This window comes from Gammaproteobacteria bacterium (assembly GCA_016195665.1).
Taxonomy (GTDB): domain Bacteria; phylum Pseudomonadota; class Gammaproteobacteria; order SURF-13; family SURF-13; genus JACPZD01.
On the sequence record JACPZD010000009.1, the window covers coordinates 1 to 24,481 of the forward strand.

A 24,481-nucleotide genomic window follows, 5' to 3' on the forward strand; every position below is an offset into this window, starting at 1 on the left:
ACAACTAAGGGATCTCTGATTTATTCATACTGAACCGCCAAGACGCCAAGAACGCCAAGATTTTTCCTTACAATTCAAGCTCTTTTCTTGGCGGCCTTGGCACCTTGGCGGTTGGCGATATATTTTTCAGAGCTTCCCTAAATAAAAGGTTTACCACCCATGCCACCAGTATTTTTATCTTTTCCCTTGTATCTTTTCCCTTGTGTCTTGTATCTGTATTTATGAAAATAAGCGAACAATGGCTGCGTGAGCGGGTAAACCCTCCCCTCTCTACCACGGCACTGGCCGACATGCTGACCATGGCCGGGCTGGAGGTCGAGTCCGCCCAGCCTGTGGCGCAGTCCTTTGCGGGTGTAGTGGTCGGCGAAATCACAGGCATTAAACCGCATCCCGACGCAGACTCTCTGCACCTCTGCCAGGTTCAAATCGGCGATGTCACAGCGCTGAACATCGTATGCGGTGCGTCCAATGCGCGTGCCGGTATGCGCGTCCCTGCTGCGATGATCGGCGCAGAGCTGCCGGGCGGCAAGATTATAAAAGACACGACGATCCGAGGGGTAAAGTCCGAAGGCATGCTTTGTTCAGCGAGCGAGCTGGGTCTGGCGGAGAGTTCGGAGGGATTATTAGAACTTCCCGCGGATACCCGGCTGGGCGAGGACGTCTATCTTTACCTGAAACTCGATGACAGCGCGCTGGAGTTGGGCATCACCCCGAATCGGGGCGATTGTCTCAGCATCGCGGGGGTCGCACGCGAAGCAGCGGCCTTAAGCCGCTGCACGCTGCAAGAGCCCGTCATCAAACCCGTGATAGCCACACTCGACGAGCAGCGGGAGATCAAACTCGATGCGCCCGAAGATTGCCCCCGTTACGCCGGCCGTGTCATCCGCCGGATCAAGCCGAACACGCCGAGTCCGCTGTGGCTGCAAGAGCGCCTGCGCCGCAGCGGGGTGCGCAGCATCAGCCCGGTCGTGGATGTGACCAACTATGTCATGCTGGAACTCGGCCAGCCCATGCACGCCTTCGACCTCGCCAAGCTGGACGGCGGCATCTGTGTCCGGCGCGCGCGTACCGGTGAGACCCTTACCCTGCTCGACGGCCAGCAAGTCACTCTGGACGGACAAACCCTGGTCATCGCCGATCAGCGTCGGGTGCTGGCGATGGCGGGCATTATGGGCGGGCTGGACAGCGCCATCGGTGATCAAACCCAGGATCTGTTCCTGGAAAGCGCCTGGTTCGCACCTCACACCATCTCCAGCCGTGCCCGCGCTATGGGTCTCCACACCGAATCCTCGCACCGGTTCGAGCGGGGAGTGGACCCGCAGCTTCAGACTCGAGCCGTGGAGCGCGCCACCCAACTGCTGCTGGAGATCGTGGGCGGCGAGCCAGGTCCCGTTATTGAAGTGTGTCGGGAGAGCTATCTCCCCAAGCGTGGTCATATTCACCTGCGCGCTGAGCGTATCCGGCGCGTGCTCGGCCTCACGCCCGGCCCTGATGAAGTAGCCGACATACTCAACCGGCTGGCGATGACTGTCACTGCGCTTCCCGACGGCTGGCAGGTAACACCGCCCAGCTACCGTTTCGATATCGTCATTGAGGCCGATCTGATTGAGGAGGTTGCAAGGTTGTATGGCTACAGCCGGTTACCTTTCAGCATGCCGCAAGCGAGACTGGCGCTGGTCCCGCAGCCTGAAGCGGAGGTCGCCCCCAACCGGATGCGCCAACTTCTGGTGGACCGGGGTTACCAGGAAGTTGTAACGTACAGCTTTGTAGACCCCACCCTGCAACAGCTCATAAATCCAGGCCAATCGCCCATTACCCTGGCCAACCCTCTTTCGAGTGAGATGTCCGTGATGCGCACGACCCTCTGGACGGGACTGGTGCAGACCCTGCTTTACAATCAAAACCGCCAGCAACGGCGGCTGCGTATCTTCGAGTTAGGTCTTAACTTTTTAATAAAAGATGTTAATATTAAACAAGATATTTCCATTGGCGGGCTGGTCGCCGGAGAGCCCTACCCGGAACAATGGGGTCTCCCTACGCGGCCTTCAGACTTCTACGACATCAAGGCCGATGTGGAGGCGCTGTTGCACTTGGGTGGCGCAGAAGACGATTTTCGCTTCATCCCGGCGAAACACCCTGCCCTGCATCCCGGGCAGGCCGCCTGCATAAAGTGGGGTGATAAGATTATAGGCTGGGTTGGGGCGCTCCACCCAAGCTTAATGCGTAAGCTGGGCATAGACGGCAAAGTCTATGTATTCGAGCTTGCCTTGGAACAGATAAAGCATGGAAATATTGCTAAATTCAGTGAATTGTCGAGATTTCCTGCGATTAGACGTGATCTTGCAGTTGTTGTTGACGAGACCGTGTCCGCCGAACAAGTATGCACCTGTGTGAAAAATGCCGCCCCGGACTATACCCGGCAGGTGCAGTTGTTTGACGTGTATCGTGGGAAAGGCATTGATTCAGGAAGAAAAAGTCTTGCTTTGGGCTTGACCTTACAAGCGCCTTCGCGCACTCTTACGGATCAGGAAGTGGATGAAATCATGCAAGATATTGTAAAAAGACTTAATCATGAACTTAGCGGCACCTTGAGAAGCTAAAAATGGCCCTGACTAAAGCCGACATGGTGGAAAAACTGTTTGAAGAACTTGGTCTTAATAAAAGAGAGGCCAAGGACATCGTCGAGATGTTCTTTGAAGAGATACGAATTGCTTTAGAAAAAGGAGAGCACGTCAAGCTCTCCGGTTTTGGCAATTTCGCTCTGCGCAACAAGAGCACACGGCCAGGCCGCAACCCCAAGACGGGCGAGGAGATTCCCATTACTGTCCGCCGCGTTGTGACCTTTCGTTCCGGACAAAAACTAAAAGCGAGGATAGAAGCCTATGCTGGAAGCCAGCCAGAACAATGAATTACCCCCCATTCCCGCCAAGCGTTACTTCACCATCGGTGAGGTAAGCGATCTCTGCGTCGTAAAACCCCACGTTTTGCGTTACTGGGAACAGGAATTCCCGCAACTCAAGCCCGTCAAACGGCGCGGCAACCGGCGTTACTACCAGCGCCACGATGTCATCATGATCCGGCAGATCCGCACCCTGCTCTATAACGAAGGCTTTACCATCGGCGGCGCCCGCCAGCGGCTGACCGGCAACGAGCTCAGGGAAAAAGAGGAGCCTGACACGGGTGCTCACGAGCTGGTCCGTCAGCTACGCCGCGAACTCGAAGACCTGCTCACCCAGTTAAAGCGTTGAAAAAACGGTAAATAGATTTATCTGCACGTCAGCAGTTGCCCAGCTTATCAGTAACGATCTTGCGAGGGCAGTGACATAACCCCTTCAGCAGTTTGCGGAAAAACACGGGCGGCCCAAGCACCGTGTTTCCGTCCTGACTCGCTAGCACCGTGATGACAAAATCATGCGCTGCCCTCTCTCCGCCCCACCGAACACCGGTTTCTGAGACAACCGCATGTTAATGATATTTGATAATTTCGTGATAACCCGGTGAACTATCCACTCCATAATGGCATTCAAGGGGTAGGAAGACTGCGGAGGAATCATCAATGAACAAACGGAAATTTCTTACAGCGATCATTGCTCTCGCGAGCGTACCATTGGTCAGCAAGAAACTCTTAGGAGCCAGCATGGAGACACCAACCACGATTGAAAAGATTCACAAAACCGAGGCGGAGTGGAAGCAGTTACTGACACCGGCTCAGTTCAACATATTGCGCGAAGAAGGCACCGAGCGCCCCACTACGAGCCCCTTAAACGGCGAAAAAAGGCAAGGCGCCTATGTATGCGCCGGTTGCGACCTCCCCTTGTTCACCTCCGACATGAAATACGACAGCGGCACAGGTTGGCCGAGTTTTACCACAACCATCCAGGGGCATGTCGAGACCAGGACAGACTTCAAACTGATCTATCCTCGGACAGAATATCACTGTGCCCGCTGCGGTGGACACCAGGGACACGTATTCAACGACGGCCCGCCGCCTACCGGAAAACGCTACTGTAACAATGGCCTGGCATTGAAGTTTATCCCGGTATAGCCGGTTATCACACAAGGTGACGTTATGAAACTATATCCATTGTTGTTTTCCGTATTGACCGGCTTGCTATTCATAAGCCCGGTCCATGCCGAGCAGCCTATCTCAAACCAGACCGAGAGCCCTGATCAATATGGGAGGGCTACGTTTGCCGGAGGTTGTTTTTGGTGCATGGAACCCCCGTTCGACAAACTTGATGGTGTTATCTCTACCACTTCTGGTTATACCGGTGGGCACCAGAAAAATCCCACATACCAGGAAGTCTCCGCCGGAGGAACCGGTCATACGGAGTCGGTCCAAGTTGTTTATGACCCTAAACGTGTCAGCTATGAAGAATTGCTCAAGGTATTCTGGCGCAATATTGATCCAACAGTCCGCGACGCCCAGTTCTGTGACCACGGTCAGCAATACCGTACCGCCATTTTTTATCATGATGACAAGCAGCGAGAACTCGCAGAACGGTCCAAAGAAGCTCTGGATAAAACCAAGCCCTTCAAAGAACCTATTGTGACTGAAATCACGCCGGCGAATATTTTCTATCCGGCGGAGGACTACCACCAGGATTTTTACAAAAAGAACCCAGTACGCTACAAATTTTACCGATACAACTGCGGACGCGATCAACGCCTGGAGCAACTATGGGGAGACGCGCACCAACAAAAATAAGGGAAGGCCAGCAACCTGCTATTTTTTGCGATGGATGTCGCGCTTTCGGATATAATGGTCGGCGCAATAACCGTACCTGCGAGTGATCTCTGCCAGCGGTGCAGACGATCACGCTAGACAAAGCCGGTAATGTAGCCCAGCAGTCAGACATAAGTCATTGATTTTTGAGTATCGGGGCGTAGCGCAGCCTGGTAGCGCACCTGAATGGGGTTCAGGTGGTCGGAGGTTCAAATCCTCTCGCCCCGACCAACATCCCTGTTGGGGCAAGAGGATTCCCAGCCTAGCGCTCCAAGCGCTAGGCGTTCTCTGCTTCGCAGCTCACCCTCTCGCCCCGACCAACATCCTGTTAAGGAGAGGGGATTTCCAATCTAGCGCTCCAAGCTCCAGGCATTCGCTGCTTCGCATCTCACTCTCTCGCCTCGACCAGTACGGTTATAGTAACTTCATCTTTGCCGTCCCCAGCACAACTTCGGTTCCTTAAACTGGTTCCAGCAAGCACGTCTTGTGCTGTCGTTCGGCCCACCTTGTTATCCCCCTTCGTTTAATCTAAGCTGAAAGTGGTCGGTAGACCTTGCCAATCTCAAAGCACGACAGCTATCACAATTGAACTACTCCAAAAACATTCTGCTGTCGAGGGAACACCTCACCCGTGTGTGCTTCCGGGCCGTATTCGCCGACGGATCGAGTTACCAGAACTGCGCCGGCGCGCCGGAGACCACGATCATCTTCAAGAACAGGCGGGCGGAATGGATCGCCCTGCTCTTTGGTCATGTAGGCCTGCTGGAATCCTATTCCGCCCAAGGCATAGACGTCGAAGGCAGCCTGCAACTGGCGCTGCGCGCCGGAATGGATATGACGTTGGATCAGAAACCTAACCCGCTGGTCGCCATCCGCAATCGCTGGCATGAGTTTCGTTTCAGCAATAAGTCGCACGCACAGGCCAAGGCCAATGCCCGCTTTCACTATGGCCTGGGCACTGATTTTTACCGCGCCTGGCTCGATCTGCCGGCCATGATGTATACCTGCGCCTACTGGAAAGAAGGCACGCGCGATCTGGAAGAAGCGCAACGCAACAAGATGGATCACGTGTGCAGGAAGATCCGGCTCAAGCAGGGCGAAACCGTGGTGGACATCGGCTGCGGCTGGGGCGGCTTCATGTTTCATGCGTGGGAAAACCACGGCGCGCCCGTCACCGGCATCAACACCAGCACGGAGCAGGTCACCGCGCTGCGGGAGGAAATCGACCGGCGCGGCCTGCACGGGCCACTTGCCGTGCGCGAACAGGACTTCCGCGAGATACAAGGCCAGTTCGACAAGTGTGTTTCCATCGGGGTGCTGGAGCACGCGGGACGGGACCAGTTGCGCGAGGTGATCCGCGCCCATGCCGACTGCCTCAAACCCGGCGGGCTGGGCATGCTGCATTTCATCGGCCACGTAGGCCGCAGCGAGACCGAGTTCTACATCCGCAAGCACATCTTCCCCGGCGGCTGGATACCCAGCCTGGCCGACGCGATCTGCGCCATGGAAGACTGCGGCCTGGAAGTCCTGGACGTGGAAAATCTGCGCCGCCACTACGCGCTCACGCTCGATTGCTGGGCGGAGCGCTTCGACCGGAATTGGGAACACATCCATCAACTGAACCCGCAAAAATTCAACGAATATTTCCGCCGCAAGTGGCGCACCTACCTCTATGCCTGCGCGGAGATGTTCCGCTCCCCCAACACCCGCACGCATTTGTTCCAGATCACCTTCAGCAAGGGCAACGTCACGGACAATTACCCGATGAGCCGGGCCTTCTTATACGACGCCGGCGAGGACACTCATGCCGACCCATGAAGAAAAGAAGCAACGGCTCCTTGCCGAGCTGCGGGCCAGCGCAGGCATGGCTGTCGGCCTCGCCAAGAATACCTCCAACCTGTTCCGCGACCGCAATCACGCGCCCGGACGCAAACTCGATGTCAGGAATTTCAACAACGTGCTGCGGGTAGATACCGCCAACGGCTGGGTAGAGGCCGAGGGGATGACCCCCTACGAAAAGCTGGTGGACGCCATGCTGGCGCACGGCGTCATGCCTGCGGTGGTGCCCCAACTCAAATCCATTACCCTCGGCGGCGCGGCGGCGGGCGTCGGCATCGAGGCCTCCTCCTTCAAATACGGCCTGGTGCACGAAACGCTGCTGGAAATGGAAATCCTGCTGCCGGACGGCCGGATCGTACTGTGCACACCGGACAACGAACACAACGACCTGTTTTACGGTTTCCCGAATTCCTATGGCACACTGGGCTATGTGCTGAAGCTGAAGGCCAAGGCCATACCTGTGAAGAAGTTTGTCCAGCTTCAGCACATCCGCCACACCGATCCCGCAGAGTATTTCCGTGATCTGGAACAACACTGCAATCAAGACGCGGATTTTGTCGATGGCGTGGTCTTCGGGCGCAACGAGATGTATATCACGCTCGGACGATTTACCGATGACGCGCCCTTTGTGAGCGACTACACCTACAAAAATATCTACTACCGCTCGCTCCGGGAAAGAACGACGGACTTCCTCACCACGCACGATTACATCTGGCGCTGGGACACCGACTGGTTCTGGTGCTCCAGAAATTTTCTCGTCCAGAATCCCGTTGTCCGCCGCATCGTCGGCAAATCCTTCCTGAACTCCGTCACCTACAGCAAGATCATGCGCTGGAACAGCAAGTGGAAACTCACCAAGCGGCTGGATCAATTGATGGGAATGCACAGCGAATCCGTCATTCAGGACGTCGACATCCCCATCGCCAACGCGCCGCAATTCCTCGACTTCTTTCACCGCGAGATCGGTATCCTGCCGATCTGGATCTGCCCCATACATCCCTATCAGCCCAACGTACAGTTCGACCTGTTCCGCATGCCCAACACACTCTACGTGAATTTCGGCTTCTGGGATGTCGTCAAGGGCCGGGAGCAGCATCCCAAGGGCTACTACAACCGCAAGATCGAGCGCAAAGTCGCCGAACTGGACGGCATCAAATCGCTCTACTCAGACTCCTACTACGAGCCCGAGGAATTCTGGGAAATTTACAACAAGCCGGCATACACTCAGCTAAAACGCAAATATGACCCCCAAGGTGCCTTCAAGGATTTGTATGAAAAATGCGTATTGCGGCAGTGAGACAATGACCGCCAGCATTTGCTGTAATTTTGTGAAATGATTATGCTAGTAACAGCTAATTTTTGTTAGGCGTCTTCAACAAAACCTGTGGAGTAAATCGCTGATGACCGAGATTGCACATACCGGCACGCCGCTTCTCTATCTGGGCTTCAGCCTGCTCGTCATAGTTCTGCTGTTGGTCGATTTCTTTGCGTTGAAGATACAAGGAAACCACAAGGTCTCGGTCAGGGAAGCAGCCCGATGGTCGGTTGTCTTGTTCCTTGCGGCTATGGCCTTCGGGGGATGGCTATGGTGGCATCTGAACGGTCTCTACGGTACTGAAGCACGTAGGGCGCAATAACCAAAGGGCATTGCGCCGCATGTGTCTCGGCCAACCATCCGGTGCAATGCGCTACGCTTCGCACCCTACGGGCTGCCAGAGCTCCGTGTAGGTTTGGCCGGTGGCGGGTATCGCTCAACGCGCACCCCGTTCGGTGCTATAATATTTCAAGTTTTGGAGGTGTATATGAAATCTGAATATACTGCGGTAATCAAGGAAATGGACGATTGGTGGATTGGCTGGATTGAAGAGGTTCCCGGTGTAAATTGCCAGGAGCAAACTTACGAAGAATTGGTTGGTAGCCTGAAGGAAACATTACAAGAAGCGCTAGAATTCAACCGGCAAGAAGCGCTTGCTGCCGCAGGAGCGGATTTTAGAGAAGAAAAAATTGCCATTTAGCTCCGCATGAAAAGAAATGAGCTACTGAAGCATCTTAGAACACACGGATGTGAATTATTGCGAGAGGGCTCCACACACTCATGGCGGTTTAACCCAGCTTTGAATAAAAGATCAGCCATTCCAAGACACACAGAAATTAAAGACCTACTCGCCATAAAAATCTGCAAGGACCTTGGTGTTCTTCCTGTCAAATAGCACATTGTGTGTCAGCACATAGGGCGCAATACCCAAAGGACATTGCGCCGCATGTGTCTCGGTCAGCCATTCGGTGCAATGCGCTACGCTTCGCACCCTGCGGCTTACGGTGATGAATTCTTGCGACGCGCTTCAAAGAATCGGGACAACATTCCGCCGCACTCCTCCGCCAATATCCCGCCCGCATACTCAACGCGATGATTGAGTCGGGCGGAATCCAGAATGTTGAAGACACTTTTAATGGCCCCGGCCTTGGGGTCGTTTGCGCCGAACACCAGGCGCTTGATGCGTGCGTGCACCATCGCGCCCGAGCACATGACGCATGGCTCCAGCGTGACGTAGAGCGTGGTGTCGTTCAGGCGGTAATTACCTAGCTTGGCTGCACCGGCGCGCAGCGCCATGATCTCGGCGTGGGCGGTGGGGTCGTGCGCGGCGATGGGACGGTTCCAGCCTGCGCCGATGATTTCGTCGTTCAACACCAGCACCGCGCCCACCGGCACTTCGCCCTCCTCTTGTGCGCGTTCGGCGAGTGTTATGGCGTGGCGCATCCAGTGTTCGTCATTTAACATTTTGATTGGCTGTGTCTTAATTGTGGGACAGTGACAAAACTCGAGTTTAATTTTACGGTTATAATATTGCCTTCGGCTTGTGATCTCGCCGAAGCTACGTCTTGAATTCTAAACTCATCCGCCAAACCGCGCTGCAAGGCCGGTGAGGGTAATATTCTCCGCAATTTCGTCATGCGGAATCAGCACGTAGCGCCACGGCTTGCCGCCATTGATCGCCGCATGATCCGAGGCATTTACGCACCACTTCACAGCGGCATCTTTCTTCGCCAGCACGATTGGGTCGTTTAGCTGGTTGCTCGCTTTGGGTTCGAGCATGTATTTCGTATCTTCGGTTTCCGCGACGAAGTCCGGTTGGTACTCTAGGTGGTCCGCGCCGTAGAAAATCGGGAACTGGCCTTTGGCGGGCTTAAACCACTTGATGGCGTCGCGCTCCAATATTACCGCCAGCTTCCGTTCCGCGTCAGAGTCAAATTTCTGCACCTCGTAGAGGCAACGCTGGAACCCACCGAACAGGTATTTTGCCATGTTGCTCTTGTCCGCTGGTGCTACGCGGTAGTCCGCCGGCGGCTCTTTGACGAAGGAGGTATAGGCGGGTTCTTTCAGGTCGGTGAATCCCTTGCTTACTATCACTTCAGAATCCTTGTCCTCCTTCCAGTAGTGTTCCTGCATCTGCGCGTGGATGAACTTGGCAATCGGTCTCTGGTAGCAGCGCAAAACATCCATGACTTCCTCTTCCGCAAGATAGCTCTTGAAGTGCGCTACTGCCTGCCGGGCAAGCTCGTAAAGCAAGTCGGCGTGGTCATCATAGGAAATGTCATCGAAGTCAGTAAGTCCGCTGACGATGTAATCTTCAGGCCGCTTTTCCTGAGCGTTGCCCCGCCCCATGACGACAGTCTCAGTTTCCCGTGTCCGCAGATACTGCACCCATAGTTCGTCAGTGCCCGGCTGGTAATGCAACGTATCCAACTTCAGCGTGAACGGCTTGAAGCCCGACTTCACATCGCCCTTGGGCATCACGAGAATACGAGGGATGCCGATGGTCAGTTGCGCAACCAGGTCCGATGTCTTCGCCACCACGGCCGCGATATCCGGCTTCTCGCCAACGCCTTCGATATCCAGTTGTGACGGACGATACTGTTCCTCGACCGCCTTGACGATGGCGGCCTGGATTTCAGGTTTCTTCAGGTGCTCGATGGTGGGTAGCGTCTGCGGCTGGTTCTCCAATTTGCGGATCACGTCACGTGTGATCTGCGCCACTTTCTCCTCTTCGAGGTTCTGAAAGGCACGTGGTTCATCGCTTCCCGCAACCCACGTGCTTGCCGTTTTATGCTGGGGCTGAAGCCCCAGCATGCTGTTCAGTCGCGATTGCGACACCACCGTGACCGTCTTCTGCCCGAGCTGATCCATATCCAGCTCAAGCGCCTGCAAGCGGATGGCGGAGTCCGGCTTGTTGGCCTCGTCGATGATCTCCTGGAACTTGTCGTGGGCGACGATGTTCAGCCGGTCCACGGCGGTCACACCCGTGCGTTTGCCATAGGGCAGTCGCAGACCGCGACCGATAGACTGCTCGATCAGGATGCGTGCATTGGCCGCGCGCAACGGAACGATGGTGTAGAGATTGGTCACGTCCCAGCCTTCCTTGAGCATATTGACGTGGATGACGATCTCCGTCGGCTCTTCGGTGTGTTCCACCTTGAGCAGGCGCGTGATCACTTCCTCTTCTTCGGCGCCGGTCTTGCTGGAATCCACCTGAATCACTTTGTCCTTGTAGCGCCCCTCAAAGAAACCGTTGGACTGGATCAGGGTCAATAGCTGGCTTGCATGGGTTGTATCACGGGCAATCACCAACAGGAACGGTTTCACGATCGGGTTGTCACTCTCGCGGGCGTAGGTCTCCAGTTCCACCTTCACGCTCTCATGCAGGCGCACGCCATCTTCCAGCTTCATCCGCTCGACCTCTTCCGCCGACATGCTGGCTGGGTTGAAGTTCTTGCGCGTAACCACCGCTGGCTCCTTGACGAAGCCGTCGGCCATCGCTTTTCCAAGCGGGTAGTCGTAGATCACGTTCTTGAACGCCACTACACCGCGCGGGGACTCTACGAACGGTGTAGCGGTTAGCTCCAGCCCCAAGATCGGCTTCAGCTCGTTAATAGCCCGCACCCCGGCGCTCGCGCGGTAACGGTGTGATTCGTCCATCAGCAGCACCAAGTCCGGCAACCCGGCCAGATAGTCGAAGTAGCTCTCGCCGATGTATTCAGACAGGCGTTTGATGCGGGGCGATTTGCCGCCGCGTACTTCGGAGTTGATCTTCGAGATATTGAAAATGTTGACCCGAACACCGCCAAAGAGCGAGCCACTTGCCGGGTCGCGTTGGTCGTAGTTGTCACCTGTAATAATGGCAGACGCATCTGTCGCGAACTCCGCGATCCCCTTGAATACATACTTCGGCGTGTTAGGCGTGAAGTCGGCGATCAGCTTGTTGTAAATGGTCAGGTTCGGCGCCAGCACGAAAAAATTGTTGATGCCGTGCGCCAGATGCAGATAGCTGATGAACGCGCCCATCAGCCGCGTCTTGCCCACGCCAGTGGCGAGCGCGAAGCACAACGACGGGAACTCGCGCTCGAAGTCCGTGACCGTCGGAAACTCGCTGCGGATGGTCTCCAGTACGGCGGCAATGTCAGCATCCTTGCGGGGTGGGACGATTTCGGTAATGCGGTCGAGAATCTCCAGCGAGCGACGCTGGGGAGGGCGCAAGCTCAGGCGGCCGGCAATGGCGTTCACATGGCGGTTCATGGCCTCACCTCCACATCAAAAAGGCCCTGTTGTCCGGGCTCGGGTGGCGCCTTCGGCAGATTCTCCACCCGCAGCGAGTAATCATCATGCCCCCACTCGCAGCGCGACAGCACCTGCTTGGGAATCTTCTTCACCGTCAGGTTGGGATAGGCATCGGCCTTGGCGCGGAACGCGGTGCAGAGAACCAACAGCGTACGATCCGGCCCCACTTCGTCGCTCAACTGCTGCAACTGCTCATGGGTCAGGCTGGCGGTGGTCACATACACGAAATCCCGCTCGGTGGAGTAGCCGTGCTGCCAGTACACCGAATCCGAAGGCGCGTAGGTGAAACCCTCCAGCTTGCACAGCGCCTCGGCCAGCATGGCGGCGTTGTAGTCAGCGTTAATGACCCAATTGCCCCACTTGTCCTTTCCCAGCAGCGAGGGCGCGAGTCGGTAGTAGCGGAAGCCGCCGCCGCCGCGCCACGAGACGGCCTGAGTGATCCCGCCGGGATCTTCGCCGTCGACGACCTTCTTCAGGCGGGGAATTATGTGGGTGTGGCAGTGCTCGCCCAGCTCTACCATGATCCAGCGCCGGCCCATTTTGTGGGCGACAGCGCCGGTGGTGCCGGAGCCAGCGAAGGAGTCGAGAACAATATCTCCGGGGGCGGTTGTGAGATCAAAGCACCGTTTTATCAGAGCCTCCGGCTTCTTTCCTTTGGGGAACTCGACGCCCCCTTCGTTGTGCAAGTTATTGGACAGAATGTCATCCCACATGCTCGTTAGCGGCTCACCTGCAACGTGCTGCCCATCTATAAATTTTAGTTTGTCGGAGTAGAAGAGAATTCGCTGACCGCCCACAAAGTACATGTCTGAATAACCTTCCCGCCCAAGCTTCATCACAACACTTGCGTTGGCCTTGGAGGCGTCAATCATCTCCCGAGCAGCACTGCTAACCGCAGAGTAATCCGGTCGAGCAAGCTGAATCACACGCCTAGCATTCTTCAGAACGAAGTCAGATATTCTTTTCTCATATTCTTCGCCGAGTTCTTTTTTGAGGCCTCTTTCGGGCAGACTCAGGCTCCGCGCGAATGCACTTGTAAGAGTTGTAAATTTCCAGTGCAAAAATGGCTCGTCGAAATTTTCGATATATTGGCCATATCTCTTATCTCGCTCGGCACGTGCGGTGAAAACGCGGTTCGGGCTCCATGCCGATTTGTTCTTCGCGTAGATGAGTACAAAGTTTGTTGTGCTAACCACACCGGGGTTGATCGACTTATGCCCAGTCGCAGATCCCTGCTTGAAAGTGACGACGGAAACCCTGTTCGGCCTCCCAAATACTTCATCGAGCATAACAATCAGATACCCGAGTTCGTTGTCGTCGATATGCACGAACAACGTACCATCTTCTGAAAGTAGTCTCCGAAGAACCTCAAGCCGATCGCGAATCAAGCCAAGCCAGATTGAGTGTTCATATCCATCGTCGTAGTGCTCAAACGCTTGCTGGGTGTTGAATGGCGGATCAATATAGATGCACTTCACCTTGCCCGCGAACTCCGCCTCCAGCGCCTTCAGCGCCAGCAGGTTGTCCCCGAAGATCAGCCGGTTGTCGAAGATGTCGTTCTCCGTCACACGATGCTTGGCGTGATAAGACTGCACCGGGTCTTCCAGCAAAATGCGAGGCTCCAGCTTCGGCCGGTTCTCCTTCCCGATCCAGGTGAGTTCGAGTTTTTTCTTACCACTCATGAGCGGGAGCCTTTTGGCCCCACCTTCTTCTTTGCCGCCGAATCGAAGACCTCCTGATTGATTGGCGAGCGAAGTCGGTCGTTGTTGAGGAGCTTCAGCAGTAGCTCGATGGTCTCGGGCTCGACAACGATCTTGCCGTTTTCGACTTTCAACTCCCAGCCTTCCTCGACGCTCACTTCGGTGAGTCGTTTCAGATAGTCTGGTTGTTGGTAATAACCAGCTTTCCGTATCGAGGCCAGTTTTCTCAGATGATGAAGATTGTCCCCGACATACTCGCGAATTGGAGCAACGTCGCTCAAGAAGGCGAGTGACTCGAACTGCGCAAGCAACTCGCTCCGGTGGTTTTTCATGCCCTCACGGAAGTTCATTGAGCTTTCAAACTCCCGCTTGTGTGCGATAAAGGTTATGCCTTCATAGGCAAAGAAATCGAAATGCGGGTCAATAAGGAAAACTTCGTCCTCGGCAATATCGGTTAGTCTGTGGTTCTGGAAGAAGAGCGCTTTCCTTGACTCCACCTTCCTGGGCTGGGTCATGGCATTGATCTTTCGCCATGCGTAGACATGCTCGCCGCCGTGTTCGAGGTGGATAACGTATGCCCAGGAATTTAGGAGGTCGCTGTACTCCTTCGCGCGTTGGTTGTCGAAACCCTGCTCGATGGCCTGCTCCACCTTCGGAAAATCAGTAGTGTCGGAGTCCAGCGTCAGTAGCACGTCGTCGGCATCCGCATTACTGAAGTCGTATTCGTCCAGATGAAAGTCGCGGCTTTGCAATTGTTGCTTGACATAGTTCCTGAAGCGTTTCTGGAGTTTCGTATCGATGTCAACGCGAAGCACCGAGTAGCTTGCCTCGCGCTGTGCCGCCTTTCGCTTAATCAGCCAGAACGTGATGGTCCACGAGCCAAAATCCATCGACTTCAGTTTCTTGAATGCTCTTGCAGGCTTGGTTGTCATTTGCTCTCCGAACTCAAGAACAGCTTCTAGGGTGTGCAACGATGTACAGGTAGTGCGACATCCGTTCAATCACATAAGACTCGCCGATCTTGAGTGGTGCCTTTGTGATAACAAGTGCTTGGGTCTCTGTTGCACCGCGCTTAAAGGTGCAATCGATCAACATGTACCCGGCCAGAGCCAGCACCGGATTGACGAACACCGTTTGCGTTCGATATGCGACCACGAAGAGCATCGCGAGGAAAATGAAGAGGCTGAGTAACGTCTGCCAGTCTCCGAGATCGATGCGTAAGAACGAGACCATGTACGGAATCGTGTATCCAAACATCTCCCCCGACTTGTTCGATGCCTTGGTAACCTCAACCGAAAGACCACTCTGTACGTCGCGGACCGCATGCAGAATGCCGATGCAACTGCCAATTGCAATCAACAAGAGTGCAGCAGAGAACAATGGATGCTGTGGCAGCCAGTGTAACTGCTGGGAATCGTAGTCCTTGATCACAAGGATCAATAACAACGGGGAATAAGCACTCAGAAATAGCAGCAACGACGCCCAAGGGTGGAGCCGTAATGCTGGATCAGGTGAGGTCATACCAGGGTCTCCTTGCTGATCCTGGTGAGTTCGAGTTTTTGTTTCTTAGTCATCAATTTCTCGCTGCTTAGATACGGACGCGCGCGCGTTCGCGCGCCTGCAACTGCGCACGGATCTCTGTATAGAGCCGCGCCTCTTCGTTTTCGCGATCGCTCATGCGGATCACCAAGGCATAGGGTTCTTCTTCCAGCGTAAACGGCGGGATGCCCCATGCATGATCGTTGCGTGTCACGGCAACAAACAATTTTTCCGTGCGGGACTGCTTGATTGCCCATGTAGATGCCTGCACTGTCCCGTAGGCGCGCTTCTGGGCGCCGTAGGTTGTCTTGTTGCAGTTGATTTCCTTGATGCTTTCAACCTCATCGACTGTTGCCTTGTCGAAAGCGGACACGGCATCTTCAAGAGTCCCCGCTTCCACCAGCCGGAACTGGAAACGGCTGGCCTTGTAGTCGAAGCGCGTTGTCCGGACCGGGGGGCAGTGGGCGAACGCGACGGTGATTTCACGCCTGCGACTTTTCTTGCCGCTGTTGTAGAAACTCTCCGGGATCGGTACTTCATAGAAGTGATGATGCTTGTCGATGAGGGCCGATTCAGAAATTAAAATTACCTGCTCCTCGGTGGAGCGGTACAGATTGGAAACATCGACCATTCCGTAACCGACTACTTGCGCGAGTTGGTCTTCCTCACCACGGAAAAGATCATGGCTGGCGGCAGGGATCCTTCCGTTCGCAATCAGCAACGCGCGGAGCAGATTCATACTGGCATTGGGTACTTCCGTCAACAATCGAGCGGCGGCATGGGCGACATGAGGGGCCGCGAAGCTTGTGCCCGCTCTTTCAGAAAGTAAACGACCCTCAGCAAAATCTTTGTCGGTGGACAATTCTCCCAGCCACCGATCCGATATGTGTCCTCCACGGGGATCAATGGCCTGGTTTCCGCCATACGCCACCAACTCCGGTTTGATTGCCCCTTTTATGGAACAACCGCAGCGGGTAAACGATGACGGCTGGTCTCTTTGCGCAATCGGGTTTTCCGGCAAATCGTGTGGCCAGCGCCATGCCTTGGCGCTCCGATCCCAGCGGGCAAGACTCCCAATGGTAAGCACGTTTAATGCCGGAGCTGGATCTACCAGCTTGGCTTCATCTCTGAAAAGGTAATGCGGATATTCGTTTTTCAACCACTCGATTGGTATATCCAGGAAGTTTCCGGTTGGCACGACGAATAGTACATCTAATTCGCGCGCAAGTCGGTCGAGCGTGTACGCAAGACCACCAACTCGGCCCCCAAGGTAGGGCTTATTCAAGTTGCCGTAGGAAAGGTTGAAGACACGGCAGCCATAGTTCTCGTGGAAATATCTAACCGCTTCTTCCACGATGTTCTCGATGAAGCGCGCGTCGGATTCGGCTTTGTGATCGAGCACGCGCCCACTCAACAAGCGCAGTTGTGGAATGAACTCCTTGGCCTGGGCACAGGCTTCGACCTCCCCATAGAGTGCGATACCTGCCACGATGGTTCCGTGACCGTTATCGTCATGGGAGGCTTTGTCGGGGAGCAGGAACCCCTGAGCGTCACCCAGCGCCGGAGCAAGGAGTGGGTGTCCTTCGGCAATACCGCTATCGAGTACCGCCACCAACGGGGCATTATCTGGAGGCGTGGATTGCCTGACTTCCTGAATATCGAGCTGCATGACGCCCAACTCCAGCCCCAAGCGTGGCGGCAGGTCGGCCGTTCGGACGTCGCGATGTCTCAACAGCAATTCAGCTTGCTTCCGGAGGAGTCTCAGCCGATAGGCAACAAAGTCTTCCGCGTTGATGCGATCCCGTATTACGGCTCCCTCTTTCGCCAGCCAGGCATTGAAAGCCGACGTCATTGCCTCACGCTCATCGCGTCGCCCAAGCGGCCATAACTCCACATCAAGGATGAAAGGTTCCTGAGCCGGTAGCCCATCACGCCTCAAGGCCCAGCCCTTACGATCTTCCGGCGTCCAGTGATCGAACGCTTCCAGTGCATAGAGGATGTTGGCGTACTTGGGTGTTTTACCATCGGCGAGTTGGCTAAGCCTGGCCTCGAATTCATCCAGTGCGGTCTTATCGGCGAAGGCAAGCGCGTAGCCGCCATCTTCTTGGCTGACCACCTCAACGCCGGGGAATGCTCGCTCAATTTGTTCCGGCGGCAGCGCGCCGACCTTCAGCTTGAAAAGCGGGTGGTCGTCAAAACCACCGATGTCTTTACCGGCCTCCTCAATTGAGACCGTAAGGCTCTTTTGGAGTTTGCGCGCATGTCCAGGCAAGTCTGCTGGCCTCGAAAAGCGGGGAGGTTGTCCGGGCCGCTTCTGTTTGATGGGTTGCTCGCGCTCAAACCTTAGATGGGGGTAGGCTTCCATTGCGCATTACACCCCCGACAGTTGTCGCTTTCTGTTCAACTCACGCTGCTGAGCTTTTTCAATATGGCGAAGCTGAAGGAACTCCTGTCCCTTGAGGATCATGTCCTTGATGGCATGCCGTAACACGCGCTCCACGTCGGCATGGGACATCTCCGAGAAATATGAAAGAACCCGCTCGTCATCCAATTCAAAATCGCGACGTACGCCGCGTAACTTGATCTTCAGAAGCTGCGCAAGCTGTTCCCGCGTGGGTAGGCCGAATACCAGCACTTCCTCAAAGCGTCGCCAGATGGCGGAATCGAGCATGCCCTCGTGGTTAGTCGCCGCAATGATGAGGCTCTTGCCCTGATAGGCGTCGAGCATTTGCAGCACAGCGTTGACCACGCGCTTGAGTTCGCCGTGTTCGCTGGCATCCGCCCTCTCTTTACCTAAAGCATCGAATTCGTCGAAAAGAGCCACCATAGGGGTGGAATCGATGAAGTCAAAGACCTTGCGCAGATTGGCGGCGGTTTCGCCGAGATAGGAGGATACCACGCTGTCGAGGCGAATGAGTGCAAGCGGAAGGCCCAGTTCCGTGGCAATAACCTCTGCCGTCAGAGTCTTTCCGCAACCCGGCGGGCCGCAAAAAAGTATTTTGTCAGCTGGACGTAGACCATGGCTTCTGAGTACATCGGCTCGATGGTGCTGTTCAAGGATGTCCTCGATGACCTGCTGGTTTTCATCGGCGAGAACGACTTCTTCTAAACCGCGTGCTGGCTCGCGGAAACCAAGGAGCGGCAGGCCGCGCTCCTGATCTACAGGGATGCGCTCCGAGAGTCCTCGGGTTGCCATGGATATGGGGCGATGGCCTCCACCATAAAGGATTTGCTCTAGGTCGTTGGCGAGCAGATGATGCTGTTTCTGCCGCTCTTCCCGGATGATGGCCTCGGATGCCTGCCGGAAGGCGTTCGCATCTCCGGCCGATCCAGCCTTAATGATCTGTCTCAGTATCTTCCCGCTCGCCATGATGTTCTCCCCAATTTTCGTGATTTTACCCTATTGACTAGCTCATTAGATGAGCCTTATGGCTTGGTTCCTCAAGTCTATAAGGTTTTGCTATCTTCAAGCGTCCTCAATTCAAATCCCTCAATCTCCTGCAACGACTTGCCCGCAATCCCCTGCAAGTCCCCATACATTCGGAACAAATTCTGGGGCAAGTCTTGCATTGCAACATTACTGGACTCAGCCTGCACTCCACCCAGGCGATCCCACGACATCGCCGGTCGATCATTGCGTTTGTTTCTGTTTCTTGTTGTGTAACCACCGCCCCCCTATCCCCGCTGGCTTTCAAATTTACCGAGAGCCGACTTCGCTCGGCCTACTCCGTGGCCGTGCCCGGCGCCGCACTACTTCCGCCATCCCGCGCAGCGGCGATGATATATCGTAACTGCGGATGGGTCATAAAGACAGGCCGACCTGAGTATTTATATGTTTAGCGTTTTGAGGAATTGATCGGCGGTTATGATGGGGCAGATAAACTGACCAGCGAGGCTCAGCAGATCCCGATCCCCAGTAACAAGATAGGCAGCCTTGCCTGCGCTGGCAAGCTGCAGAAAGGGCACGTCGAACGGATCGCGGCAATGTGGCATTGCGGCCATTTTGGCAGGCATGCGTACCGTGGTGCAGTAGGGCAAATAGTCGGCAAGCAGTTCTTGCTGTTCTGCCCCGGAGAGTTTGAATTTCGAGTATGCAAGCGCACGTAGCAGTTCCGCCGCAGTGGCGTTTGATACCAGCGGCTGACAGCGGGCGCCTTGCCAGGCATAGCGCAATGGTGTCAGCCGCCCTTGGGCAAACACCAGTGCAGATAGCACCAGATTGGTGTCGATCACCACGCGCGGCGCGCGCGGGGAACCGCTCATTTCTTGCGCCGGCTCTTTACAGGGGCCTGACCGGGCGCTTGCCGCGCCCATGCAACCGCGGCGTTAATGTCCTGCTCCTGCAGGTCCAGTTCAGCCAGTTTGGCGCGCACGGCATCGCCACGCTGGATGCGCACCGGGGTCAGCACGATCTGGCCGTTACGGGTTTCCACGTCAAAATATTCTGCGGGGCCGACGTCTGCGGTCACGCTCTTGGGCAGGGTAAGCTGATTTTTTGCGGTCAATTTGGCAAGCATGGCAGCGCTCCAATTCGAAAAGTAAGGATTCCTTACTATATGCTATTGACGATAATTTGGCAACAAACGAGGGATTGTTGCCTGCACCCGCGGACCTCAGTGCGCATTATCCCTGAGGCAGTTGCAAGACCAGCGACACGCGGCGATTATGCGCGCGACCTTCCGCTGTGGCGTTATCGGTGCGTGGGTGCGTGTCCGCATAACCGATGGCGCGCAACCGGCCGGCGGTGATGCCACGCACGATCAGATAGCGCGTGACGTTGGTTGCCCGCGTGCTGGACAATTCCCAGTTCGATGCAAAGCGCAGATTTTCGATGGGGATATTATCGGTATGCCCTTCGACAGAGACCGAATAATTCTGGTTCACGAGCAGCGCAGCCAGTTCATCCAGCAGTTGCCGGCCAAGCGGCTTAAGCGTAGCGCTGCCGGGCTCGAACAGGATATTGTCGCTGATTTCGAGATTAACGCTGTCCGGATGGGCGGTCACTTCAATGCGTGTCCCGAGCGCGCTGGCCTGAATAGTTTCGAGAAAATTATTCCGTGCGGGTGCCGTCGCCGAGGCATCAGGCGGTGGTTCCTCTGTACTAGCGTTTGTCAGGTTCGATGGACGACCCTCTTCTTGCAGAACGGGTGGCGTCTCAGGTTCTGCCTGTAGCGGTGGTATCACCGGCCGCTGTGCGGTTTCCTTAGGCAGCGTGATATAACCCCGCTGCGTCGCACTGATGCCTACCATGGGCAACGAAACCTGCTCGATGATGGAAGAGACAAGCGGTTGCGCAGCAGGCGTCGCAGATGGGCGCAGACTGTGCGTCGTACTACGAGCTTGTTGGCTCACCGGGCTCGACACCGATGTGACCTTTGCATAGGCAAGCAGCAGGACGAACAGGGCAAGCAGCAAGGTCATGATGTCCATGTAGCTGATCATCCATACTTCATCCTCGCCTGCTTGGGCCAGACTGCTTTCTGTAAGGGCAATGGCATCGTGTGTGGCTTGCGTGTCGGTGTGACGTGCCGGTACGCGTGACAATGGAGTAGCAGACCTATGCGCCATAGGGGCGAGCGGGTGCATTCTGGACAATTGACTCATTACTGCGTCACCATCAGGCGGCATTCATCCAGGCAAGCTTGGTAACCTGATAGGAAGCGTCCTCCTGATGAGAAAGGTAGGCATCCAACGTCTCACGAATGAGGATCGGATGTTGCCTGTCGTACAACAGCAGGATGCCTTCCTGCAGCATGTTCATGGATACCAAGCGCTGCTGAGTGCGTCGTTCCATTTTGATGGACAGTGGCTTCAGTACCAGGTTGGCAGCGAGCAGGCCGTACAATGTGGCGGCCATGGCAAAGGCCATAGTTGCACCGATCTCCTGGAGGCCACTGTGGCCAAGCCCGGACAGCATATGTACCAGACCGAACAAGGTGCCGAGCATGCCGAAGGCCGGGGCCAGCGTAGCCATCGTGCGCAGTATTTGGGCGTCGGCCTGCTCGCGCGCGCGTAACCCCGCTATGCGCCACTGCAATACCTTGGTCAGGTCCTGCAGTGGGCCCCGGTCGATCACCAGTTGTATACCACTACGCAAAAACGGATTGCTGACATTGGCCAGCTCTCTCTCGGCGGCCCGGATATTGCCGTGCCGATACCATTCGGCGACCCGCAGCAATTGTTCAATCTCGTCCCCGGCGCTCGGCTGTTCATCCGTAGCCAATTCCGGCAGGCTACGCAGCACCCGGATTACATCCGTAATCGGCCGGCTCACCACCGTCGCCGCCAGTGTGCCGCCGATGACCACGATCAGCCCCGGGATATTGAAGAACGCGCTGATATGCTCCGGTGACAGCAGTATCATGCCAAGCACCAGTACACCACCACCGAGAAGCCCGATGACGGTGGATTTTTTCATGTCTTGCAGTTTGATTCGCATTACACCACCCGATATTTGCCTATTGTGAGTCCGTTGCTTCGAGACTCAAGCAATTATCGTTCCCGATATCACGACGGGAGGGCGATACTCTTTAACTTATTGTTTTACTAGGCAAGTAAAGGGACAACTGGACGGAAAGCCAAGACGCAGAGAAGTGGCTGGGTACAGTAGGGCAAGATGTTGCCGCCCCTTTTCCTGTGCGCGCCGCAAAGCGGCAATTTATTACTAGGCCTAACAGGTTGTTAAAAAAGTCCATCCATGGTCTTTTTCGACTCATAAAGCAAAAAGTGCGATTTTTGCTTTACTCCATTTTTCAAGCACCTACCCCATGCTTGAAAAATAGCGGCGCGTCCGTGCGCCGCACGCAGGCTGTTTTTCAACAGCCTGCTAATCATTCCCATTCAATTGTTTCCGAAGTCCGGAAACCCTCATGGAACCTGGCTTTCATTGTTATGATCATCGCACTTTACCGTCACTTTTACCGTCTAAAAACGAGCGCTTTTGCTGGCGCGGGAGATGGACTCGGTTTGACGGGCGGCTACTCCAGCGCATCAATCGTCAACTATCCGAGCAGCCGGGGCACTTCTTTTGAAAAGTATAGACATACGTAGCGCAACTACGACTTCAGCCCCCAAATAAACTTACCTGTCGTTTGAAATAGTGATAAATATCGTAGCATGGCTACGACTGAAAGAACCAAGCTATTGCGCCGGACTGTTACCGCATAGGATGGGCGATGCGATCGCCGGAGCACCGGCCCAGCACGCACCCCGCGTGAAGCATTTGACTTGCGTTCTCGATGTGTATAAAATTTTATACAAAGTGAAATGATGAGTGACGAAAAAGAGATTCGCTGGATGGGTTCCGCCTACGACGACTTGTTGGCATTCCCGGACGACCCACGTCGCTCCGCTGGTTTCCAGTTAGGTAAGTCCAAGCACTGCTTCCAGAAGAAGACTCAGGCGACCAGCAAGCAGGACAAGGGCATTGCCGAGGCGCGCTATCGCGCCGTGGTCAACGCGAGAAAGGTACGGAAATGAAGATCGGCACCGAATCCGCCATGTGACAAAGCCGGGAGCGAACCTCTTCCTGGAGCTTGGCTTCGCGCCCGCTGAGGCCAAGCGCTTGCAGGCAGCCTCTCGCAAGCAGATCAAAGACACCCAATTGCTGAAGCAGCAGTTGATGGACGAGCTGTCCGCCTGGATTGCCGAGCATCACCTGAAGCAAGCCGAAGCGGCCGAGATCCTGATGGTTTCGCGTCCGCGCGTATCCGACGTGGTGAACAAGAAGACGGCCAAGTTCACCATTGACACGCTGGTGGAAATGCTCAGCCGCGTCGGCAAGCCAGTCAAGCTGGCCATCGGTTGACGCGCTGAACGACTGACCGCTTCCATCAATTCCCGCACCAGCGGCGGTAAGCGTCAATTCTTTCCGCCCCCTCTGGCGGCGGGTCCGGTATCGGCGGATCGAGGATCGGAATTGCTTGAGTTGCTTTTCCGCGCACGCAATAGCGACAATTTGGTCGCGCCAGGTGAGATCGATCTTGGCCACCGTCACTGCCTGCCCAAGCACCTGGGTCGTGAATGGAAGGGAGAGATTCTCTTCGATCATGGCGAAGAACCCGCCAGCCTGCTCCGATTCGTCGTAGGCATCCGTGGTCGCCTCCTCGATAAGTTTATCCAGGTATTCCGCGGTGAACTTCGTCGTCTTTTTCGTTTTCGCTTTTGTCATCGCGAAGACTTCTTCCAGAGCCCCGTATTTGAAAAACCTTCTTCTTCGAAAAAGCGATGGAAGAGGCTGGTAATATCCAAAATATTCTTATCATCAGCTTCAACAATTTTTATATCGGCAGTCATTTGCCTGTTCCTTTGCCACGTATACGCGCACGATGCGCCGCGGCTTTTGCGCGGTTGCCGCACACCGCCATGCTGCACCAACGGCGGGCATGGCTTTTGGTGCGGTCATAGAACATCAATGTGCACGCATCATTCTCACAGCTACGGATAAGGTTGAAATCCGCATGGCACACCAGATCACCGATGGCTTCCGCGATCGGCAATAATAATTCTTCAGGTTTTTCCCATCGGCGCATTTGCTGCATGCTTGGCGCATTCCCATCACTTGCTACTATTTGGAAATAAATTCCATCCCGCGCCAATAACTGGTTAAGCGGTTCGAGTTCCTTAAGGATGTTTTGCCGGAATGGTTTACCTGCATGCTGCTTGGCAAAATCGCGCAGCCATTCACGCAACACCCGCGCTTCGGCAGCGACGTCATCGAGTGCGCGCGTATTTTCTGAACGGAAACACTTTGCAATTTTGGCATCGATAACGCCCGCCTGCAGCAGCCAGTTGACCAGATCAGCACCATTCGCCAGCCATTCGATCTGCTCCCCCGAAGGCATGGCCACACTGTTCAGGAAATCCATCGCCAGATGGTCACCCACAAAAAATGCATCTGGTCTGGGGTCTGTGGAGGATGTCATTATGTTTTGCCCTTTTCCTGATACATCAAGCGCTAAAGTAACCTTAAAAATATCTTTTGACAAGTTATCTTATCTATAGTAACCTCTAAAAATATATTATAATGGTTACTATAAACTAACCTCCAACCAACAAAAAGGA

Annotated in this window: 23 protein-coding genes, 1 tRNA gene and 1 pseudogene; 12 read left to right on the forward strand and 13 right to left on the reverse strand. The window is 55.1% G+C overall.

What is annotated here, in order from left to right; all coding sequences use genetic code 11:
* Positions 1-221 precede the first annotated feature (221 nt).
* From pheT to HY028_03175, 10 genes are all read left to right on the forward strand, one after another.
* A complete protein-coding gene (gene pheT / locus HY028_03130) occupies positions 222-2,600 on the forward strand; it encodes a phenylalanine--tRNA ligase subunit beta (GenBank protein MBI3343852.1) in 2,379 nt (792 codons plus the stop codon).
* 2 nt (positions 2,601-2,602) lie between these two features.
* The gene (locus HY028_03135) at positions 2,603-2,908 is read left to right on the forward strand and encodes an integration host factor subunit alpha (protein ID MBI3343853.1); all 306 of its coding nucleotides are present in this window, start codon (positions 2,603-2,605) and stop codon (positions 2,906-2,908) included.
* On the forward strand, positions 2,883-3,248 hold the full coding sequence (locus HY028_03140) for a MerR family transcriptional regulator (protein MBI3343854.1): 366 nt from the start codon (positions 2,883-2,885) through the stop codon (positions 3,246-3,248). The genes HY028_03135 and HY028_03140 overlap by 26 nt, the downstream gene beginning before the upstream one ends.
* A gap of 308 nt (positions 3,249-3,556) precedes the next feature.
* A complete protein-coding gene (gene msrB, locus HY028_03145) occupies positions 3,557-4,045 on the forward strand; it encodes a peptide-methionine (R)-S-oxide reductase MsrB (protein MBI3343855.1) in 489 nt (162 codons plus the stop codon).
* 24 nt (positions 4,046-4,069) lie between these two features.
* Positions 4,070-4,708 (forward strand): peptide-methionine (S)-S-oxide reductase MsrA, encoded by a 639-nt coding sequence (msrA, locus tag HY028_03150; GenBank protein ID MBI3343856.1) that lies wholly within the window; start codon positions 4,070-4,072, stop codon positions 4,706-4,708.
* Positions 4,709-4,880: 172 nt separating this feature from the next.
* Positions 4,881-4,957, forward strand: a tRNA-Pro gene (locus tag HY028_03155).
* Between the two features lie 597 nt (positions 4,958-5,554).
* Entirely contained in the window at positions 5,555-6,544 is a 990-nt protein-coding gene (locus HY028_03160) for a class I SAM-dependent methyltransferase (protein MBI3343857.1), read from the forward strand.
* Positions 6,531-7,862, forward strand: coding sequence for an FAD-binding oxidoreductase (locus HY028_03165; protein MBI3343858.1), 1,332 nt, complete (start codon positions 6,531-6,533; stop codon positions 7,860-7,862). The genes HY028_03160 and HY028_03165 overlap by 14 nt, the downstream gene beginning before the upstream one ends.
* Positions 7,863-7,965: 103 nt before the next feature.
* The gene (locus HY028_03170) at positions 7,966-8,202 is read left to right on the forward strand and encodes a hypothetical protein (GenBank protein MBI3343859.1); all 237 of its coding nucleotides are present in this window, start codon (positions 7,966-7,968) and stop codon (positions 8,200-8,202) included.
* A gap of 165 nt (positions 8,203-8,367) precedes the next feature.
* Positions 8,368-8,580 (forward strand): type II toxin-antitoxin system HicB family antitoxin, encoded by a 213-nt coding sequence (locus HY028_03175; GenBank protein ID MBI3343860.1) that lies wholly within the window; start codon positions 8,368-8,370, stop codon positions 8,578-8,580.
* A 299-nt stretch (positions 8,581-8,879) separates the two neighbouring features.
* On the opposite strand, the gene tadA is transcribed toward HY028_03175, so the two are convergent.
* The 11 genes from tadA to HY028_03230 all read right to left on the reverse strand — a co-directional run bounded on the left by tadA (position 8,880) and on the right by HY028_03230 (position 21,836).
* Positions 8,880-9,344 carry a tRNA adenosine(34) deaminase TadA gene (gene tadA / locus HY028_03180; GenBank protein ID MBI3343861.1) on the reverse strand — a complete coding sequence of 155 codons (465 nt, stop codon included), beginning with the start codon at positions 9,342-9,344 and terminating at the stop codon, positions 8,880-8,882.
* 114 nt (positions 9,345-9,458) lie between these two features.
* On the reverse strand, positions 9,459-12,137 hold the full coding sequence (locus HY028_03185; protein MBI3343862.1) for a DEAD/DEAH box helicase family protein: 2,679 nt from the start codon (positions 12,135-12,137) through the stop codon (positions 9,459-9,461).
* Positions 12,134-13,861, reverse strand: coding sequence for a site-specific DNA-methyltransferase (locus HY028_03190; protein ID MBI3343863.1), 1,728 nt, complete (start codon positions 13,859-13,861; stop codon positions 12,134-12,136). The genes HY028_03185 and HY028_03190 overlap by 4 nt, the downstream gene beginning before the upstream one ends.
* Positions 13,858-14,811 (reverse strand): DUF4868 domain-containing protein, encoded by a 954-nt coding sequence (locus tag HY028_03195; protein MBI3343864.1) that lies wholly within the window; start codon positions 14,809-14,811, stop codon positions 13,858-13,860. The genes HY028_03190 and HY028_03195 overlap by 4 nt, the downstream gene beginning before the upstream one ends.
* Before the next feature lie 13 nt (positions 14,812-14,824).
* Entirely contained in the window at positions 14,825-15,400 is a 576-nt protein-coding gene (locus HY028_03200; GenBank protein ID MBI3343865.1) for a hypothetical protein, read from the reverse strand.
* A 67-nt stretch (positions 15,401-15,467) separates the two neighbouring features.
* Positions 15,468-17,783 (reverse strand): S8 family peptidase, encoded by a 2,316-nt coding sequence (locus tag HY028_03205; GenBank protein ID MBI3343866.1) that lies wholly within the window; start codon positions 17,781-17,783, stop codon positions 15,468-15,470.
* 6 nt (positions 17,784-17,789) lie between these two features.
* Positions 17,790-18,788 carry an ATP-binding protein gene (locus HY028_03210; GenBank protein MBI3343867.1) on the reverse strand — a complete coding sequence of 333 codons (999 nt, stop codon included), beginning with the start codon at positions 18,786-18,788 and terminating at the stop codon, positions 17,790-17,792.
* 458 nt (positions 18,789-19,246) lie between these two features.
* The gene (locus tag HY028_03215) at positions 19,247-19,681 is read right to left on the reverse strand and encodes a putative toxin-antitoxin system toxin component, PIN family (protein ID MBI3343868.1); all 435 of its coding nucleotides are present in this window, start codon (positions 19,679-19,681) and stop codon (positions 19,247-19,249) included.
* Positions 19,678-19,935, reverse strand: a complete 258-nt coding sequence (locus HY028_03220) for an AbrB/MazE/SpoVT family DNA-binding domain-containing protein (protein MBI3343869.1) — start codon at positions 19,933-19,935, stop codon at positions 19,678-19,680. Before HY028_03220 ends, HY028_03215 begins: the two co-directional genes overlap by 4 nt.
* A gap of 106 nt (positions 19,936-20,041) precedes the next feature.
* Positions 20,042-20,962, reverse strand: a complete 921-nt coding sequence (locus HY028_03225) for an OmpA family protein (GenBank protein ID MBI3343870.1) — start codon at positions 20,960-20,962, stop codon at positions 20,042-20,044.
* 73 nt (positions 20,963-21,035) lie between these two features.
* Positions 21,036-21,836, reverse strand: coding sequence for a MotA/TolQ/ExbB proton channel family protein (locus tag HY028_03230; GenBank protein MBI3343871.1), 801 nt, complete (start codon positions 21,834-21,836; stop codon positions 21,036-21,038).
* Between the two features lie 851 nt (positions 21,837-22,687).
* On the opposite strand from HY028_03230, the gene HY028_03235 reads away from it, so the two are divergent.
* Both HY028_03235 and HY028_03240 read left to right on the forward strand, forming a co-directional pair.
* On the forward strand, positions 22,688-22,897 hold the full coding sequence (locus HY028_03235) for a hypothetical protein (GenBank protein MBI3343872.1): 210 nt from the start codon (positions 22,688-22,690) through the stop codon (positions 22,895-22,897).
* Positions 22,898-22,910: 13 nt separating this feature from the next.
* Positions 22,911-23,225: an XRE family transcriptional regulator gene (locus HY028_03240; GenBank protein ID MBI3343873.1), complete on the forward strand. Its 315-nt coding sequence runs from the start codon at positions 22,911-22,913 to the stop codon at positions 23,223-23,225.
* 25 nt (positions 23,226-23,250) lie between these two features.
* Here the strand turns inward: HY028_03240 and HY028_03245 are convergent.
* Positions 23,251-23,588 (reverse strand): annotated as a pseudogene (locus tag HY028_03245) (hypothetical protein).
* Positions 23,589-23,709: 121 nt separating this feature from the next.
* Complete coding sequence (locus HY028_03250) at positions 23,710-24,342, reverse strand: CGNR zinc finger domain-containing protein (protein MBI3343874.1); 633 nt, start codon at positions 24,340-24,342, stop codon at positions 23,710-23,712.
* Positions 24,343-24,481 lie beyond the last annotated feature (139 nt).